Here is a 17,131-nt window from a genome sequence, read left to right on the forward strand (position 1 = left end):
TCGACCTGGGCGTGCCCGACGGCCGGCTGAGCACCGGTGACCTGGTGGACACGCTGTGGCGGCTCAGGCTGCCGGACGGCGGCTGGTCGGCGCGGTCACAAGGGGCCGAGGCCCGGCCCGAGGTCACCGCGATGGTGCTGGGCGCGCTGGCGCGGGCGGGGTCGTCCGGCGACCGCCTGGCGGCCGAGGCGGACCGGTGCACGGCCGCCTTCACCCGGGAACTCGACCCGGCCGGACGGGACTCCACCCACGTCGTCACGACCGTGCTGCGCGGCCTGCTGCGCACCGCGCCCCGCTCCCCGCTGCTGCCCGCGCTGCGCGAGGTCCTGATCGACGGCGCGATGGACGACGAGCGCCGCGAACACCTGCGCTGCTGGGGCTACCGCCTCCACCCGCCGTACGGACCCCCGTCCCCGCTGCACACCGCGCAGACGGTGGTCGCCCTGGACCGGGCGGCCAGGATCCTGGGCGAGCCGGCGGGTGCGCGGGCGGCACGCCAGGACGGCGTGCGCTGGCTGCTGTCCTGCCCGGAGGCACGGCACCACACCTGTCTGGACGTGGAGAACCTGCGCGAGGAGGTGCGCCGGACGCGCAGCGACGACCCCAACCACCACGAGGTGCTGAACGTACGGCACTTCACCGCGACCTGGACCGTGCGCGCCCTGCTCTCCCCCGGCGCCCGGGAGGTGGCCCGCGCGGACGGCCTGGAGGCCGAGTGGCGGGAGCGGCTGGACGGGGCGGTGGCCGCCGTGTGGGCCGGGCAGACCGACGGCATCTGGACCTGGGGCCGGGGTGACGGCTCCGAGCTGCGGCGGCCCATGTGGATGACCTATCAAGGACTTTCGGCGCTGCGGGCACATGCCGTATGGATGTATCAGCCGGGTGAGTGAACGCTCTTGTTCGCAACGGGTCCGGAACAGGTCCGCAAGGGTCCGCGAGGGGTCCGCAGGGCGATCCGCGGGGGAATCGAAAGGTGAGTGCATGGGTGGTCGGCAGGTCCTGGCGGCACGGCGGCTGCTGGCCGACACCCTGGGTGGAGAGCTGTCCGAGCACGGCACGCTGGCCGCGGCCCGTGCCGTCGTGGCCGAACTCGGCTCGTCCGAGCGGCTGTTGGAGCTGATCGCCGAACTCGCCTCGGGCGAGGGCGATACCGAGGGCTGCGCCCGTCTGTCGTACCGGCACGTCCTCGGCTTCGACAAGCTGCTGCTGATCGACGGCGGCCCCCGCCAGATGCTCCGCGTGCACGTGTGGCATCCCGGCATGGGGGCGATCGGCAAGGAGGACGTCCACAACCACCGCTCCCCGCTGGCCTCCTGCGTGGTGCGCGGCCGGCTGGCCATGGAGCTGTACGAGTCCGGCGCCGACGGCGAGCTCACGGCCGACCGCTACCAGGAGTCCCTGTCGGACGGGTCCGCCGACTGGCTGCTGGAACCCGCCGGGCGGGCGCGGCTGCGGCTGACGCACACCGGGCAGTACGCGGCGGGCAGTTCCTACGCCCTGCCCGCCCGCACCCTGCACCGGGCGTGGTGCGACACGGACGCGCCGACGGTGACGCTGTTCCTGGAGACGGGCGCCGAACGGCGGCGCCACACCGATGTGTTCACGGCGGCCGGACCGCACACGGGTGCCGTGGCCAAGGTGCCGATGGACGCACGGGACTACCTGTCGGCTCTCGGCGACCTGGCGGAACTGCTCAGGAGCTCGTGAAGGCCTGTCGTACGACGTCCAGGTTGTAGGCGTCGATGTCGACGGACGTCAGCTCGTCCCGTCCCAGCCAGGCGTACGCCTGGTCAGCTTCGGGCAGGGAGACGTGCCGGGTGAGCGGCTTGACCAGGAAGTTGTCCTGCCAGTTCTTGACCTCGTGCCCGCGGTAGTCGCTCACGAAGGAGGACTCGCCGACCCGGCGGACGACGTCTCCGAGCAGCCCGGTCTCCTCCTTGAGCTCGCGCAGCGCGCCGTCCCGGGGACTCTCGCCCGGCTCCACCTTTCCGCAGGGCACGCCCCACACCCGCGGCAGGAACCGCTCCCGCTCACTGCGCCGCACCAGGAGCACCCGCCCCTGCTCGTCCATCACGACGGCGGCCGCCAGTCGCCTCTCGCCGGGGATCTCCATGTCCATGGTTCCTCGGTCCCTCGCCGGAGATGAGTCCAAAGGGTCTGATACCCAGAAAGCCTCCACCGTACCAGGGTCGGCCGCCCCCGGCCGTGCTCACGGCCTCACCGGCCGGGCCGCTCCAGCGCGCGTACATCGTCGTACGAGGGGGTGGTCCCGCCCGGCACCCGACCGCCCACGATGTCGTCCATCGCGTCCAGGGCCGCGCCCAGCGCCCGCCGGTACAGCAGCGAGCCGAGGCTGATCCTGCGGACCCCGAGGTCGGCCAGGTGGGCGACGGCGGGGCCGGTCGGCGAGTACAGGACGTTGAGGGGAGCGTCGAGGCGCCTCACGAGCGTGGCGATCCGCTCGGGATCCGCCACACCGGGGACGAACACCCCGTCCGCGCCCGCCTGTTGGTAGGCGTCGAGGCGGCTCAGGGTGTCCTTCTCGTCCCCGTCGCCCAGCCAGTACGTGTCGGTGCGGGCGTTGACGAAGAGCCCGGGGGCGGCCCGCTTGACCGCGCTGATCTTGGCGGCGTGCAGGTCGGCGGGACCCAGCCCGTCCTCCAGGTTGATGCCGACGGCTCCCGCGGCCCACAGCGTGCGGGCGAACTCGGCCACGCACTCCGGATCGTCGCCGAAGCCGCCCTCCGCGTCCACGGAGAGCAGGAACGGCTCCGCGCCGAGGGTGAGGGCCAGCCGCAGGGTGCGCTCGGCGGTCACCCCCGCCCCGTCGGGCAGCCCGACGGCCGCCGCCACGGCGAGACTCGTCGTTCCGATGGCCGCGAACCCGCGCGCCGCCAGAGCGGCGGCCGAGGCATGGTCCCAGGCGTTGGGCAGGAGAAGCGGTTCACCGGGGCGGTGATGGAGGTCGGCGAAGGCGGTCATGAGAAGTCACCCGGGGCGTCGGCGTAGGAGCGGGATTCGGCAAGGCGGCGGGCGAGTACCCCACCGGTACGGCGTCGGCACTCATGACAGGAACGCTAGGCGCCGGTCGCTTCGGTGCCCGCCGAAGTGTGGGTCGGCCGAGGCTAGCGGCCGCGTTCCGCCGCGCTGCGCTCCACGCAGAACTCGTTGCCCTCCGGGTCGGCGAGGACCGCCCAGCCCCTGCCGTCCTCCCGGCGCTGGTCGTCGACCAGGGTGGCGCCGAGGGCGAGCAGCCGCTCGACCTCCTCTTCGCGGGTGCGGTCCTGCGGCTGGACGTCCAGGTGAACCCGGTTCTTGACGGTCTTGGCATCCGGCACGGTGACGAAGAGCAGCCCCGCGCCCTCGATCAGCGCCTCCGGGTCACCGGGCTTGTCGTCGTCGTGCAGGGGCAGGTCCAGTACCTGGGACCAGAAGGTGCCGAGGGTGAAGGCGTCGGCGCAGTCGACCGTGATGTGATGAATCTTGGAAGTCATGCCGGGGATTCTGGCGGCCCGCCGTCCGGCAGGACAACCCAATTCGGCGGCCCTTCCCCGTCCGCCGCCGTGAACCGGAAGGTCCTGGGCTCGGCACCACCGGCCCACCGCACGTTCACCTCACGGTCCCCGTGCGTCTCCACACTCACCACGTCGGTGAGCGGCCGGGGATCCGGCTCCCCGGTGAGCCGGACCAGGGCGACGAACAGGGTCCCCTCCGACTCGCCCGTCACGCCCGACAGCCCCGTCACGCCCGACCCGCCCACAGGATCCTCCGACAGGCCCACGACGGGGGCGAGTTCGGCCCGCAGGCCCTCCCCCGCCGCCCAACCCGTGATCCGTACCGTCGTGTTGGCCGCCACGCCCACCACCCGATGGACCCGCACCTCCACCGCGCCCTCGGCCACCACGAGGCTGGTCACCGTCACCCCGTCCCGCACGGTGTGCCGGGAGGCCGCCCAGCCGTCCCCGACGCCCAGCGGCACGATGTCCGTGCGGCTCGGATCGCCGTCGACGAGCACGCTGTTGTCGTACGAGGCGGAGGGCCGGGTGGCGGTCGAGTAGGCGAGCCGCGTGTAGTACGGGTCGTAGCGGGCGTCCTCGCTGCCGTGGTTGTGGAGGCGGACCAGTCCGTCGGAACGCGTGGACTGCACCAGCCAGTTGGGGGCGCCGATCGGGGTCACCGCGTCGCCGCGCTCGGCCGGTCCCGGCTCCTCCACCGCCGTCCACACCTCGTGGTCCGCGGGCAGCAGGAGCCCCACGAAGCCCTTGCTCGCCCAGTACGGGGACGCGGGCCCCGAATACCCCTGCAGCACGGACTCGTCGGGGCCGAGCCAGCCCAGCGACAGCAGGCCCCGCGCGTCGACCGCGCCCCGGTCCAGGAAGTACTTCAGCGCCCCCGAGGCCAGCCGCCGCGTCTGCCCCGGCGACAACGGCGTACGTCCCGTGAGCGCGCCCAGCCACAGGGGTGCCGCCGTCGCGAAGCGGTACGTCAGCGAGCGGCCCTGGTGCATCGGGGCGCCGTCGCCGCCGAACAGGCGGGCGTAGTCGGCGAGGTGGCGTTCTAGCCGGCCCCCGTACCGGTCGAGGAGGTCGGCGTCGCCGGCCAGCCAGGCGTGCAGCACCGGGTAGAGGTGCATCGCCCAGCCGTTGTAGTGGTCGAAGGCGCGGCCGGGGCCGTCCGCGTACCAGCCGTCGCCGACGTACCACTGCTCGATACGTTCCAGGCCGCGGTCGATCGCCTTGCCCGAGGCCGCGGTCTCGTAACCGATCTCCCGGAGGAAGCCGCCGACGGTGACCGGGAACAGCTCCCAGTTGCAGGGCCAGGGTTCGGCGGTGAGCGCGTCCGCCAGCCAGGCCGCCGCGCGCTCGCGCACGGGCTCGTCCAGCCGGTCCCACAGCAGGGGCCGGGTCAGCCGCAGGGCGAGGGCGATCGAGGCGGCCTCGACCAGGGGCTGGGCGCGGTCCCCGATGCGCGGCCAGACGCCCGAGGCGCCGGCGGCCAGGCCCTCGGCGTAGCGTCCGAGGGTGTTCTCGTCGCGGCGGAAGGCGGCCAGCAGCAGGGTGCGGGCGTACCCCTCCAGACCGTCGGAGAGGCGGCCCGACCAGCTCTCGTGGTCACCGGGGAGGTGGTAGAGGGCGCGGTCCTCGGTGGCGTACGGCTCGACGGCGGCGAGCAGGGCGTCGGCGGCGGCCTCCCAGTGGGCGCGGGTGTATCCGGTGCGCGGGCTGCGGGTGCGGTCGGCCGGCGGCAGGTGCATCGGGGTGCCTCTCCTTGCGGCGGTGCCGGCCTGGGACGCCCCGGTTCCGGTCGGGACGCCCCAGGTGCTCAGCGGGTACCGGGTTTCATCCCACCCGAACCCGGCCCTCCTCCGCCAGATGGCCGGGCTTCAGGCGGCGCAGCCGGCGAGCAGCCGCCGGGCGTCCTGTGCGGACAGGATCAGCTCGTCCTCGCATCCGGCGTCGATGACCAGCATCACCTCGTCGGTCGGCCAATGCGCGGCCAGCTGCCGCAGGGTGACGGGCCGGTAGCAGGGCACCTGGGGGAACGCCCTGAGCATTTCCTCCTCCGAGGTGAACACCATGACCGCGGGGTCGCCGTGCACCCTCTCGATCACCGGCAGCACCAGCCGTACGAACTCGGCGCGGCCGCGTGTGCAGCGGATGCCGCCGATCGCCGGGATCAGCACATCGCAGCCCGCCAGCGCCGCCAGGGCGCGGGAGTCGGGCGCTGTGGCCAGGTCTCGCAAGGCCTCGCGCGCCACTGCCTCGAACACTTCCGCGGGGATCTCGGTCATTGCGCTGCACCTCTCTCGGCCGATCGCCTACCCGCGATCGGCCCGATCATGCGGTGGCCGACGCCGCCGGGCACGCCGACCGCCGGTGCGCCTGGTGACCGTACGCTCAAGTGCTTCGCGCCCCTGGCCGGTTGGTGCGGTCTCAGCGTCCGCGCAGGGTGCTCGCCGTGGCTCCGGTGCGCTCGCGGAGCAGGATCCGGAGCGTGTTGGCGTGCTCGTAGCCGACCTTGCGGGCGATGACCTCAAGGGGCAGGCCCGTGGTCCGCAGCAGATGCGAGGCGCGTTCGACGCGCAGGTCCTGGACGAAGCGGACCGGTGAGGTGCCCAGCGTGCGGCGCACGGCCCGCTGGAGCGTGCGCTCGCTGACGCCGATGGCCCGCGCCCCGTCGGCGATGGAGACCGGCTGGTCCAGATGCTCCCGGGCCCAGCGCTCGAAGGCGGCCAGCGTCGGGTCGGTCTGCGCGAGGGCGGCGGAGATGGTGTACGCCGCCTGGGACGGGCGTTCGTCGATGACCAGATAGCGGGCGACGAGTTCGGCGAGGGCGGGGCTGTTCATCCGGACGATCGCGAGCGCGAGGTCGACGTGCCCGAAGGCCGCGCCCGCGGTGGTCACGCCGTCCGACGAGGTGACCATCCGGGTCTCGTCGACCGTCACCGCCGGGTAGCGCTTGCGGAAGTACGGGGCGAGCCACCAGCTCGTGGTGGCGTGCAGCCCGTCGAGGACGCCGGACTCGGCCAGCAGGAAGGTGCCCGTGCAGGCGGAGGCGATGGGGGTGCGGCGGGCGCGCGTCGCGGCCACCAGGCGCCGCGCGGGGGCGGCGGCCGGCCCGGAGACGTGCGCGAGCAGGGCCTCGGGCCGCCGCTCCGCCAGCGCGGGAACCAGCAGCAGGTCCGCGTCCTCGGCCGCGCCGACGGGAACGGTCTCGACCACGTGCCCGGCACCCGTACGGACCCGTCGGCGGAAGCCGATCGTGATGACGTTCCAGGCGGGCGGGGGCTGCGCCAGCTCGCCGCGCATGGCGTTCGCCCCGTCCAGTACGTCGAGGAGGGCGGCGAGCCCGGAGTCGAAGACGCCGTCGTAGGCGAGCACAGCTATGTCCATGTCGGAAACAGTATCGACCGCGTCGTTTCCGACACTGGGTGGGGCGGCTTTAGAAGCCTAGATTTCTCGGTGTCCGGACGAGATCCGGTGCCCGGTACCGGCACCGCACCTTCCATGCCGTTCGCACCATGAAGACCAACCACGGGAGTGCACCATGACGAAGCTCGGACTGCTGGCGCGGATCGAGGCCAAGCCCGAGTACGCCGACAAGGTCGAGGGCCTGCTGCGGGACGCGCTGCGGCTCGCGCAGGAGGAGGACCACACCGTCACCTGGTACGCGTTCCGCCAGAGCGCCACCACCTTCGGCGTCTTCGACACCTTCGAGAACGAGGAGGGCCGCCAGGGGCACCTCCAGGGCAAGATCGCCGCGGCACTGATGGAGGTGGCCCCGACCATGCTCAGCGAGGCGCCGGACATCCGGCCCGTCGACGTCCTGGCGGTCAAGCTTCCCTGACCGGGAGCGACGTCCCTGACCGGGAGCGCGGGCGGCGGCGTGGATCGCGCTGCCGCCCGGCAGACCGCCGCGTCGACTAGCGTCATGCCATGACCAGCCACGCCTCCGGCCTCGCCGACGCCCTCGCCGCCGGCCCGGTCGTGCTCGACGGCGGCATGTCCAACCAGCTCGCGTCCGCCGGGCACGACCTGAGCGACGAGCTCTGGTCGGCGCGGCTGCTCGCCGAGCGGCCCGAGGCGGTGACCGAGGCGCACCTCGCCTACTTCACGGCGGGCGCGAACGTGGCGATCACCGCCAGTTACCAGGCCACCTTCGAGGGCTTCGCCCGGCGCGGCATCGCGCGGGCAAAGGCGGCCCGGCTGCTCGCGCTGAGCGTGGAACTGGCCCGGGAGGCGGCCCGGCAGGCCCGCGACGAGGGCATCGTGCGCCCGCTGTGGGTGGCGGCCTCGGCCGGGCCGTACGGGGCGATGCTCGCGGACGGCTCCGAGTACCGGGGCCGGTACGGGCTGAGCGTCGGCGAACTGGAGCGTTTCCACCGGCCGCGCCTCGAGGTGCTGGCCGCCGCCGCACCCGACGTGCTGGCCCTGGAGACCGTCCCGGACACCGACGAGGCGGCGGCGCTGCTGCGGGCGGTGCGCGGACTGGGCGTGCCGGCCTGGCTGTCGTACACCGTCGACGGCGAGCGCACCCGCGCCGGGCAGCCCCTGGACGAGGCGTTCGGCCTGGCCGCCGACGCGGACGAGGTGATCGCGGTCGGCGTCAACTGCTGCGCCCCCGGGGACGCGGAGCACGCCGTCGCGACCGCGGCCCGGGTGACCGGCAAGCCGGTCGTCGTCTACCCCAACAGCGGCGAGACCTGGGACGCCTCGGCCCGCGCCTGGACCGGCCGCTCCACCTTCACCACCGCACAGGTCACGTCCTGGCGCGACGCGGGCGCCCGCCTGATCGGCGGCTGCTGCCGGGTGGGCCCGAAGGAGATCACCTCGATCGCCCGGACACTGGCCGGGGCCTGAGGACCGCGCCCCGCACGGTCGGTCCGCGTTCGCCCGCAGGGTCAGTGCCGCCGCGTGCCGACCGACCGCCGGAGACGACGCACCGCCGACGCCAGTTCGGTGCCGCGTACCGGGATGCCGTCGGCCGGGGCGGCGGCCGCCTCCTGGGCGGTGGCGTCGGCCGCCCACAGGGCGAACTCGGCATCGCGTGGACCGTCGACCGTACGCGGTTCACCGTCACCCAGGATCCGCACCGGATGCGAGGGGCCCCAGGGCTCCCACCCGGGGTCCCCGGTGGCCGCGAACCGCGCCCACGCCCCGTGCATCGTGTCGCACAGCTCCCGCGGAGCACCCTCGCCGGCGAGCTTCGCGCTGTCCGGTGCGCCACCGGTGTCGAAGACGAAGCCGAGCTCCAGGGCGTGGCAGGCGCCGAGGTCGGGCAGGTTGGAGGGCCAGGCGAACTCGTAGACGTACGACGATCCCGGGCGGGCGTCGGCCAGGCTCTGCAACGGGATGCGCAGCAGGTGGTCGGTGACCATCTGCCCGACGATCTCGGCGGTGGCGGCCCGCGGCCGCAGGGCGCGGTAGCCGCGCGGCACCTCGTGGCCGCAACGGCAGCGGGCCATGGCCCCGGCGAGGGCCACGGGGCCGAGCCGGTCGACGCGTTCCAGGAGCCCGCCCGGCACGAGCCACAGCCGGTACTCGTCGCGGGTCCACCCCAGGAGCAGGTCGACGCCCCGCGCGGCCTCCCCGGCGACGAGGGCCTCCAGCGGGTCGCGCGGGACGAGGTCGCCGTCGACGACGATCCCGAAGGCGGGGCCGCCCAGGACGGGGCTGCTGAGGCGCCCCACCTCGGCCTGGGCACGCAGCAGCCGCTCGCGGTCGACGGCGGCGAAGGCCTCGGCGGTGGCGGGGATCTTCAGCCGGGCCGCCATGCGGCGCACCATCCGCCGCACCTTGTCGCGGTCCGAGACCTCGGGCGGACCGCTCTGCAACACCGCGCGCCTGACCAGGCCCTGTGCCTGGGGCGCGGCGATCAGGGCGCCGACGCTGATCGCACCGGCCGACTGCCCGGCGAGGGTGATCCGGTCCGGGTCGCCCCCGAAGGCGGCGATCGACCGGTGCACCCAGTGGAGCGCGGCGAGTTGGTCGCGCAGTCCGAGGTTGGCGGGGGCGTCGGGGAACAGGCCGTACCCCTCGACGCCGAGCCGGTAGTTGACCGAGACGAGGACGACGCCGTCACGGGCGAACGCGCGTCCGTCGTACACCGGCACGGCCGAGGAGCCCCTGGTCAGGGCGCCCCCGTGCAGCCACACCAGGACGGGGAGCCGGGCGCCGGGACCCGGTTCGGGAGTCCAGACGTTCAGGTTGAGGCAGTCGTCGCCCGGCACGACCGGGTCGGAGAGGTACTGCGCGAAGGCTTCGGAGTACGGCGGTTTCGGCGCCGTCGGCCCGAAGGCGCCCGCGTCCCGCACGCCGTCCCAGGGCTCGGGCGGCTCGGGCGCACGGAACCGGCGGGGGCCGAAGGGCGGGGCCGCGTACGGGATGCCCCGGAACACCGCGATCCCGTGTTCCCGCCGGCCGCGCACGGCGCCGTACGGCGTGCCGACCACGGGGGCCGCCCGGTCTGCCGTCATCCGTCCACCAGCTCCTCCCGCGCCCGCGCACCGGTGCTATCAGAGCACCACACCAGTCACGGGTATTCCGGCGCTGGGGCCGCGCTGGGGGCCGTTCGGGTGACGAACCCGGAAGATCGCGCCCGACACCGCCCCTGCACGCCTCGCCCACCCTCCGTCCTCGATGAACTGCGTTCAGGCGCACACAAGTTGATGTGCGAAGCTGTCGTCACCGTGCGCGGGCAAGGCGGCCGCGGCGGTCGTCGAGGGGAGCGCAGCGTGAGCCGGGACGGCTTCCGTGCCGAGGAGATAGACACGAGCAGGCCGCACCCCGCGCGGATCTACGACTACCTGCTGGGCGGCAAGGACAACTACGAGGTGGACCGCGAGGCCGCCGACGAACTCGCCGCCGTCGCACCCGAGGTGCGCATCAGCGTGCGCGCCAACCGCGACTTCCTGCGCCGCGCCGTCCGCCATGTCGTCGGCAGCGGAGTGCGGCAGATCCTCGACGTCGGCACCGGGCTGCCCACCTCGCCGAACGTGCACGAGACCGCGCAGGAGGTGGCGCCGGACGTGCGCGTCGCGTACGTCGACAACGATCCGATCGTGAACGCGCACGCCGACGCGCTGCTCAGCCGCTCCGGCGCGACCAGCATCGTGCTGGCCGACCTGCGCGACCCGCGGGCGATCCTGGACCACCCCGACGTCCGTCGGGTCATCGACTTCGACGAGCCGGTAGCCCTGCTCCTCGTCGCCGTACTCCACTTCCTCACCGAGGCGGAGAAGCCCGACCGGATCGTCGCCACCCTGCGCGACGCGCTGCCCGCCGGCAGCTTCCTGGTGCTCTCGCACGCCACCGGCGACTTCGCCGACCGCGCCGCGGCCCAGGCGGTCTACAACCGGGCGACCGCCACGATGAACCTGCGGACGCGCACCGAGGTCGAGGGGTTCTTCGAGGGCTTCGAACTGGTCGACCCCGGCCTGGTCCAGGTCCCGTTCTGGCGCCCGGACGGCACGCCGCCGCCCCGGTCGAGGGAGATCGGCTTCTACGGGGGCGTGGCGCGCAAGGCCGACTGACTCATCGCGCGAGGACCGGCCGTAGAGGACCGGCCGTAGTGGTACTTCCGCCCCGAGCGATGCCGGGCATCGCTCGGGGCGGGCCGTGCGGCGCGTCCGGGGGGAGGGTCGGGCACGCCGCGTCCTGGGGGCGGTGCTCAGGCCTTCGCGGCCCGCGCGGTGATCGCCTTGCTCGCGCCCGGGTTCAGCGGCACCGGGTCGGTCTTGCCTGCGTCGGCGACACTGTTCTCCTTGGCGGCGGCGTTCACCTTCGCCAGCTCCGCCTGACGGTCGAAGAGCAGATCGACGAGCTTCCCGGCGAGCTCGGGGTCGAAGCCCTTCTTCACCAGGAGCACGTTGGGAACGACGATCGTGGGTATGTCACCGGGCTGCTTGTAGGCGGCGGCGGGGATGGTGCCGCGCTGGTAGACGTCGCCGTACTCCTTCCGCAGCGGCGTCAGTTCGGGGGTGACGTCGAGGAAGTGCACCTTCTTCCCCAGCGTGGTGGTGAGGTCGGTGATGCCCGCGGTCGGCACCCCGCCGGACCAGAACAGCGCGTCCACGGTGCCGTCCTTCATGGCGTCGACCGTCTCGGGCAGTCCGAGGCGCTGCGCCTTGACGTCCTTGTCGATGTCGAGCCCGGAGGCGTGCAGGAGCCTCTTCGCGATCACCTCGGTCCCGGAACCGGGCGCCCCGGTGGAGACGCGCTTGCCCCTCATGTCCGCCAGGGACGTGATATCGGAGCCGTCCCGCACGATGACCTGCGTGTAGTTCGGGTAGAGCCGGGCCAGCGCCTCCACCGGCTGCGGCTCGCCGAACGTGTCCTTGCCGTGGATCGCGTCGCTCGCGGTGTCCAGCAACGAGAAGCCCAGGTCGTAGTCGCCCTTGACGAGGCCCTGGATGTTCTGCACCGACCCGCCGGTGGCCGTCGCGGTCGCCCGGTAGCCCTTGAGGTTCTCGGAGATCTCCTTCGCCAGTCCGCCGCCCAACTGGTAGTAGACGCCGGTGGTGTTACCGGTGGCGAGGGTGAGCCGGCCGCCGGCTCCCTGGTCCGCCCGGTCCTGCTGTTTTCCGCTGCACGCGGTGGCGGTGACGGCCAGGGCGAAGGCGGCGGCGATGCCCATGGCACGGAGACGTCGCATGATCACTGATGGAGACCTTTCATCGGGAGAAGAGCCCTCAGAGGGCGTCGGGCACCGTGTGCGCACGGGCCCCGCGGCCGCGCAGCAGGTGCAGGCCGAGAGCGGTCGCCAGCAGCACCGAACCGGTGAGCAGCGACAGCGGCTTGAGGTAGAGGAGGAGCAGGGCGGACACGGCGCACAGTCCGCGTTCGAGCCGGGTGCTCGGCCCGAGCAGCCAGCCTCCGGTGGCCGCGGCCAGGGCGGCGACCGCGAGGGCGGAGACGGCGGTGACCCAGGCGATGTCCGTGAACGCGCCCTGGCCCAGCAGGCGCGCGCCGTTGTCGGTGAGGACGAACGAGAACGGCACCAGGAACGCCGGCAGGGAGTACTTCCAGGTCTCGGTCATCGTCCGCATCGGGCTGCCGCCCGTGATGGCCGCCGCCGCGGCGGCGGCCAGCGCCGTCGGCGGGGTCACCTCGGAGAGCACGGCGTAGTAGAAGATGAACATGTACGCCTCGGGGGCGGTGACGCCGAGGGTGGTCATCGCGGGGGCGATGATCACCGCCGAGATGATGAACGACGCGGTCACCGGAACCGCGAGCCCGAGGACGGTGATCGAGACCGCGGCGAACAGCGCCGTCAGGACGAGCGTCACGGTCGGATCGCTGCCGAAGGCGCCGGCGGACTCGACGATGATCGTGGCCAGGTTGAGGCCCAGCCCGGTCTGGGTGACGACCGCGACGATGATTCCCGCCGCGGCACAGGTGGCGATGACCGGGAGCACCGACCGGCTGCCCTGGGCCAGGGCCTCGTAGAGCCGTCGCGGTGTCAGCCGGTGTGCCGGGTCGAGGAACGAGAGCACGACCTGTACGCCGGTCGCATAGACCACTGCCTTGAAGGGCGGCATTTCCGCCGCCATGAAGCCGATGATCAGGAACATCGACACGAAGTGGTAGCCGAACCTGGCCAGCAGCCTCAGCGGGGACCGCCGCTCCACCTCGACCGTCGTGGTCAGGCTCTTCCGGGCGTCGATCTCTATCGCCAGGATGATGCCGAGGTAGTACAGGACCGTGGGAATGGTGGCGTAGAGCAGGACGGTGAGGTAACTCTCGCGCAGGTACTCGGCGATGATGAAGGCGGCGGAGCCGAGCGTGGGCGGGGAGAGGATGGCCCCGATCCCGGCGGCGGCGAGGATGCCGCCCCCCTTCTCCCGGGAGTAGCCCGCGCGGCGCAGCACGGGCCAGGCGACCGTTCCCAGGCTCACCGCCGTGGCGGTGCCGGAGCCGGAGACCGTGCCCATCAGGAAGCCCGCGGCCGTCACGGTACGGCCCGAGGCACTGCGGGAGCCCCGGAAGGCGGCGAAGGACAGCTCGATGAAGAAGGCGCCCGCGCCGGACAGATCGAGCACCGCGCCGAAGACGGCGAACAGGACGATGTAGGTCGCCGCCACGTTCAGCGGTACGCCGTAGAACCCGTCGGCGCCCATGAAGAGGTTGGCGAGGATGGCGTCCGCGTCGAAGCCGCTGTGCGCCAGGGGCCAGTCGTACGGCAGCAGCCCCCCGTAGTACGCGTACAGCAGGAAGCCCACGCAGAACAGCGGCAGCGCCCATCCGGTGGTCCTCCGGCACGCTTCGAGGACCAGGAGCAGCAACACCAGCGCTACCGCGGTGTCCAGGGCGGTGGGCAACTGCCGGCGTTCGAGGAAGCCGTCGAAGTCGAACAGCGGGTAGGCGCAGACCGCCAGGGCGGCCGCGGCCAGCACCCAGTCGAGCGCCCGGGGACCGTCGGCCGGCCGGGCGGCGGACCGGCCCTCGTCCGCCGTCTCCGCGCCGGCGTCCCGGGCGCCCGCGCGATAGGTGAGGAAGCAGAGCGGAAGCGCCGCGGTGAGAAAGACGGTGACGTAGAACTGCGGCCCTTGCTCCAGCGGGAAGAAGACCGCGTAGAGCGAGAAGAGTGACAGGGCCGCACAGACCACGGACACCACGGCGGACAGCCGCGGCGAGAGCCGGCTCATCGGCCGTTCCTGGTCGTACTGGGCCACCAGCTCTTCGACGGTCGGCTGCGCTGACACCGCGGATTTCCTGTTCTGCAAAGGGACTTGAGGGCCACCGGAGGCATGGGGCGCAACGGGGACAGGCGCGAAGGGCGACAGCGATCTTCCGTTGTTCCCCCGTGGCGCAAAGCCATACAACGGGAGGCGGAAAGCGTTGGCCACCGCAAAGTGACCGGTCGGTTCAAACCTTTCGGTAAGGTACGGCGGATGTTTCGGCGCACGTCCGGCGGCTTGCCGCGCCCCGTACGGACGCATGACGGTGACCCCGCGCACCCAAGATCGTTCCGTGGGCATGAAGATCACCAAGCGCACCGCAGCAGTCATCGTCCTCGCTCTCGCCGCTGCGGCCCTGGCCGCGGCCCTCGGCACGGCCGAGGCGGCGAACCGGAACCTTCCTCACCACCTCACCGCGCCGGCCCTGTCCCCCGCCGTCGATACGCCCGAGGACGTGGAACTCGACGAGGCGGGCCGCCCCGACCTCCGCGAGGACTGACCGGGGCGGCGGACGACGACGGCCGGACACCGCCCGCACGGGGTGCCCGGCCGCTGTACCGGATCCGGTCGCTGTCGGCGCCGGCCGCTGAGCGGAGTCCGGCCGCTCCGCCGGTTCCGACCGCCGTCCCGGTTCCGGTCGTTCTCAGTCCTCCCCGTTGTTGTCCTCCGCTCCGACGAGGGCCTCCATCAGGTCGACGGCGCTGCCGTCGTGATCACTGCCGGCGGTACCGCTGCCCGTCTGGAGGTTGGCCGTACGGTCGACCTCCAGGATGGAGTCGGCCTGTGAGTTGTCGAGAACGGTGATCAGGCTTCCGTCCGCGACGGCGGGCCCGGCGGCGGCACCGAGCAGCGCGGCAGCGAGGACCCCGGCCGTACGCAGCCGGGGTGCCGCCCGCTCCACATGCCTCACATGCCTCACATGCCTCACACGCCCACGTCCTCGCGCTCGCCCCGGTCTCGGGCGATGTTCCGCTCCAGCAGCATCGTCGACGCCTTCACCCCGACCCCGCTCGCGGGATCGACCTCGGGCAGCCGCCCGTCCGCCGCCCTCAGCTCGGCGAGCGCGGAGTGCATCGCCTCGTGGGCCGCGAACAGGCACGGGGTGCTGTAGATCGCGACGTCGACCCCGAGATCGGTGAGCTCGCTCAGCGACAGCCGGGGCGACTTGCCGCCGGCGATCTGGTTGAACAGCAGCGGCTTGTCCCCGACGACCTGCCGGATCCGCCGGATCCACTCCACGCTGCGCACCCCGTCGACCAGCACCACGTCGGCGTCGGTGGCCGCGAGCCGCTCGGCCCGGTGCAGGATGTCGTGCTCGTCGGTGGCGTCCGTACGGGCCACCACCACCAGGTCCTGACGCGTCGCCAGCACCTTCTCCAGCTTCTCCAGGTACTCGTCCAGCGGCAGCACCTGCTTGCCGTCGGCGTGCCCGCACCGGCGCGGCCGCTTCTGGTCCTCCAGGATCACCCCGGAGGCACCGATCCGCTCCAGCCCCTCGACGACGTGGCAGGCGACCTCCGGGTCGACGTACCCGTCGTCGATGTCCACCAGCAGGTGGTGGTTCGGGAACGCGCCCCGCAGCCGCTGGACGAACGCCACCATGTCGGGCCAGGCGATGAACCCGATGTCCGGCAGCCCGTAGTACGAGGCCGCGAAGCCGAAGCCGGAGACGAACATCCCGTCGTAGTGCTCGGCCGCGATCGACGCCGAGTACATGTCGTACACGCCGATCAGCGGTGTGGTCTCCGGCCCGGCGATCTGCTCGCGCAGCTTCTGTCCGTACGTCACCGTCTGGCTCCTCCTGTGCTTGAAATGGCCCTTTACCAGCACTAGAGGATTCCTAGAATTGAACGTGACCCTCTCCTTATGCGGGCTTTACTCACCCCATTGGCGCAACCGGTTCACCGGAGAAACGTCACTGGTACCGCCGGGCACCCGTACAACTCGTTTGTACGAGTGCAGGACGGTGAACGTACGCGCGCGGTTGGGGAGTTTGGTCTCATGGGCACGACTCGACGGTCACGGAGGAACGCCTCGGCGATGAAGATGGTGGGCGCGCTGCTCGCCCTCCACCGCGAGGCCGCCGGATACACGCAGAGGTCGCTGGGCGAGCGGTTCGTCGTCGGCGAGCAGCAGATCGCGTCGATCGAACAGGGCAGACGCCCACTGAAACCGGACCTGGCCGAGCAGCTCGACGAACTCCTGGACACCAGGGGCGCGTTGTCGGTGGCGCTGAGCAAGATGCCGGAGGTGGACCTGGTTCCGTTGTGGGCGGAGGAGTATTTGGATCGGGAGCGGGAGGCTATCGCGATCTCGTCGTACGAGAACCAGGTACTGCCGGGGCTGTTGCAGACAGAGGGGTACGCGCGGGCGGTGTTCGGCACCCGCATGCCGTTCGACGAGGACGAGATCGCGCGGTTGGTGGCGGCTCGCATCGAGCGACGGGCGATTCTGCACCGCAAGGAGCCGCCGATCACCTGCTTCGTAATCTGGGAGCCGGCGGTCCGGGCACCGACCGGCGGCGGCAGGGTCTGGGCCGAACAGGTGCGGCATCTGCTCGCCTGCTCCGAATTGCCGGGCCTCATGCTCCAAATCCTGCCGCTGAACCGCACCACCCACGCAGGATTCAGCGGACCGTTCGTCCTGCTGGAGACGCCCGAACACCAGCGGCTCGCCTACGTGGAGACCCAGCGTGGAAGCCAACTGATCGCCGACCCCGACGAGGTGGCGATCCTTACGCAGAAGTGTGCGATGCTGCGGTCACAGGCCCTCACCCCTGAGGACACGAGGGAATTACTCGACCGTCTGCTAGGAGAGCAATGAGCGGCACCGCGCTTCGGTGGTTCAAGTCGAGCTACAGCAGCGAGGAGGGCGGCAACTGCGTCGAAGTCTCCACTGACCGGGCTGTCATCCACATCCGCGACTCCAAGACCCCCTCCACCCCCCACCTCA

Annotated in this window: 18 protein-coding genes and 1 pseudogene; 8 read left to right on the top strand and 11 right to left on the bottom strand. The window is 72.3% G+C overall.

The features are described 5' to 3' along the window. Both IPZ69_RS42905 and IPZ69_RS42910 read left to right on the top strand, forming a co-directional pair. Positions 1-890: pseudogene (locus IPZ69_RS42905) on the top strand (hypothetical protein); the annotation flags it as partial. 91 nt (positions 891-981) lie between these two features. Beyond that, positions 982-1,707, top strand: a complete 726-nt coding sequence (locus IPZ69_RS42910) for a hypothetical protein (RefSeq protein WP_235460317.1) — start codon at positions 982-984, stop codon at positions 1,705-1,707. Here IPZ69_RS42910 and IPZ69_RS42915 read toward each other — a convergent pair. From IPZ69_RS42915 to IPZ69_RS42940, 6 genes are all read right to left on the bottom strand, one after another. Beyond that, positions 1,694-2,119 (bottom strand): NUDIX hydrolase, encoded by a 426-nt coding sequence (locus IPZ69_RS42915; protein WP_235460318.1) that lies wholly within the window; start codon positions 2,117-2,119, stop codon positions 1,694-1,696. The two genes, IPZ69_RS42910 and IPZ69_RS42915, sit on opposite strands and share 14 nt — an antisense overlap. Before the next feature lie 98 nt (positions 2,120-2,217). Then, positions 2,218-2,982: an isocitrate lyase/PEP mutase family protein gene (locus tag IPZ69_RS42920; protein WP_235460319.1), complete on the bottom strand. Its 765-nt coding sequence runs from the start codon at positions 2,980-2,982 to the stop codon at positions 2,218-2,220. Between the two features lie 143 nt (positions 2,983-3,125). Beyond that, on the bottom strand, positions 3,126-3,494 hold the full coding sequence (locus IPZ69_RS42925; protein WP_235460320.1) for a VOC family protein: 369 nt from the start codon (positions 3,492-3,494) through the stop codon (positions 3,126-3,128). Further along, a complete protein-coding gene (locus IPZ69_RS42930) occupies positions 3,491-5,254 on the bottom strand; it encodes a DUF2264 domain-containing protein (protein WP_235460321.1) in 1,764 nt (587 codons plus the stop codon). Before IPZ69_RS42930 ends, IPZ69_RS42925 begins: the two co-directional genes overlap by 4 nt. Before the next feature lie 129 nt (positions 5,255-5,383). Next, positions 5,384-5,791 carry an SseB family protein gene (locus IPZ69_RS42935; protein WP_235460322.1) on the bottom strand — a complete coding sequence of 136 codons (408 nt, stop codon included), beginning with the start codon at positions 5,789-5,791 and terminating at the stop codon, positions 5,384-5,386. Between the two features lie 142 nt (positions 5,792-5,933). Beyond that, positions 5,934-6,893 (bottom strand): GlxA family transcriptional regulator, encoded by a 960-nt coding sequence (locus tag IPZ69_RS42940; RefSeq protein WP_235460323.1) that lies wholly within the window; start codon positions 6,891-6,893, stop codon positions 5,934-5,936. Between the two features lie 154 nt (positions 6,894-7,047). Here IPZ69_RS42940 and IPZ69_RS42945 point away from each other — a divergent pair, with 154 nt between their 5' ends. Then, positions 7,048-7,347: a putative quinol monooxygenase gene (locus tag IPZ69_RS42945; protein WP_235460324.1), complete on the top strand. Its 300-nt coding sequence runs from the start codon at positions 7,048-7,050 to the stop codon at positions 7,345-7,347. A gap of 89 nt (positions 7,348-7,436) precedes the next feature. Then, the gene (gene mmuM, locus IPZ69_RS42950) at positions 7,437-8,360 is read left to right on the top strand and encodes a homocysteine S-methyltransferase (RefSeq protein WP_235460325.1); all 924 of its coding nucleotides are present in this window, start codon (positions 7,437-7,439) and stop codon (positions 8,358-8,360) included. Positions 8,361-8,401: 41 nt separating this feature from the next. Here the strand turns inward: mmuM and IPZ69_RS42955 are convergent, their stop codons facing one another. Then, entirely contained in the window at positions 8,402-9,976 is a 1,575-nt protein-coding gene (locus IPZ69_RS42955) for a carboxylesterase/lipase family protein (RefSeq protein WP_235460326.1), read from the bottom strand. A 258-nt stretch (positions 9,977-10,234) separates the two neighbouring features. Between IPZ69_RS42955 and IPZ69_RS42960 the strand changes: the two genes are divergently transcribed. Beyond that, positions 10,235-11,032 carry an SAM-dependent methyltransferase gene (locus tag IPZ69_RS42960; protein WP_235460327.1) on the top strand — a complete coding sequence of 266 codons (798 nt, stop codon included), beginning with the start codon at positions 10,235-10,237 and terminating at the stop codon, positions 11,030-11,032. 137 nt (positions 11,033-11,169) lie between these two features. Here IPZ69_RS42960 and IPZ69_RS42965 read toward each other — a convergent pair whose 3' ends face one another. Together IPZ69_RS42965 and IPZ69_RS42970 are read right to left on the bottom strand one after the other, a co-directional pair. Beyond that, on the bottom strand, positions 11,170-12,153 hold the full coding sequence (locus tag IPZ69_RS42965; RefSeq protein ID WP_235460328.1) for a TAXI family TRAP transporter solute-binding subunit: 984 nt from the start codon (positions 12,151-12,153) through the stop codon (positions 11,170-11,172). Between the two features lie 37 nt (positions 12,154-12,190). Further along, positions 12,191-14,203: a TRAP transporter permease gene (locus IPZ69_RS42970; protein WP_235460329.1), complete on the bottom strand. Its 2,013-nt coding sequence runs from the start codon at positions 14,201-14,203 to the stop codon at positions 12,191-12,193. A 274-nt stretch (positions 14,204-14,477) separates the two neighbouring features. On the opposite strand from IPZ69_RS42970, the gene IPZ69_RS42975 reads away from it, so the two are divergent. Then, positions 14,478-14,678, top strand: a complete 201-nt coding sequence (locus IPZ69_RS42975) for a hypothetical protein (RefSeq protein ID WP_235460333.1) — start codon at positions 14,478-14,480, stop codon at positions 14,676-14,678. A 144-nt stretch (positions 14,679-14,822) separates the two neighbouring features. Here the strand turns inward: IPZ69_RS42975 and IPZ69_RS42980 are convergent, their stop codons facing one another. Together IPZ69_RS42980 and IPZ69_RS42985 are read right to left on the bottom strand one after the other, a co-directional pair. Next, the gene (locus IPZ69_RS42980) at positions 14,823-15,107 is read right to left on the bottom strand and encodes a hypothetical protein (protein ID WP_235460330.1); all 285 of its coding nucleotides are present in this window, start codon (positions 15,105-15,107) and stop codon (positions 14,823-14,825) included. Next, complete coding sequence (locus IPZ69_RS42985; protein ID WP_235460331.1) at positions 15,104-15,967, bottom strand: isocitrate lyase/PEP mutase family protein; 864 nt, start codon at positions 15,965-15,967, stop codon at positions 15,104-15,106. Before IPZ69_RS42985 ends, IPZ69_RS42980 begins: the two co-directional genes overlap by 4 nt. 213 nt (positions 15,968-16,180) lie before the next feature. Between IPZ69_RS42985 and IPZ69_RS42990 the strand changes: the two genes are divergently transcribed. Further along, on the top strand, positions 16,181-17,002 hold the full coding sequence (locus IPZ69_RS42990) for a helix-turn-helix domain-containing protein (protein WP_235460332.1): 822 nt from the start codon (positions 16,181-16,183) through the stop codon (positions 17,000-17,002). Further along, on the top strand, positions 16,999-17,131 hold a 133-nt coding region (locus IPZ69_RS42995; protein WP_235460334.1), incomplete at its 3' end, for a DUF397 domain-containing protein. The genes IPZ69_RS42990 and IPZ69_RS42995, both read left to right, overlap by 4 nt.

Source organism: Streptomyces olivochromogenes (assembly GCF_021538895.1).
GTDB lineage: Bacteria > Actinomycetota > Actinomycetes > Streptomycetales > Streptomycetaceae > Streptomyces > Streptomyces olivochromogenes_A.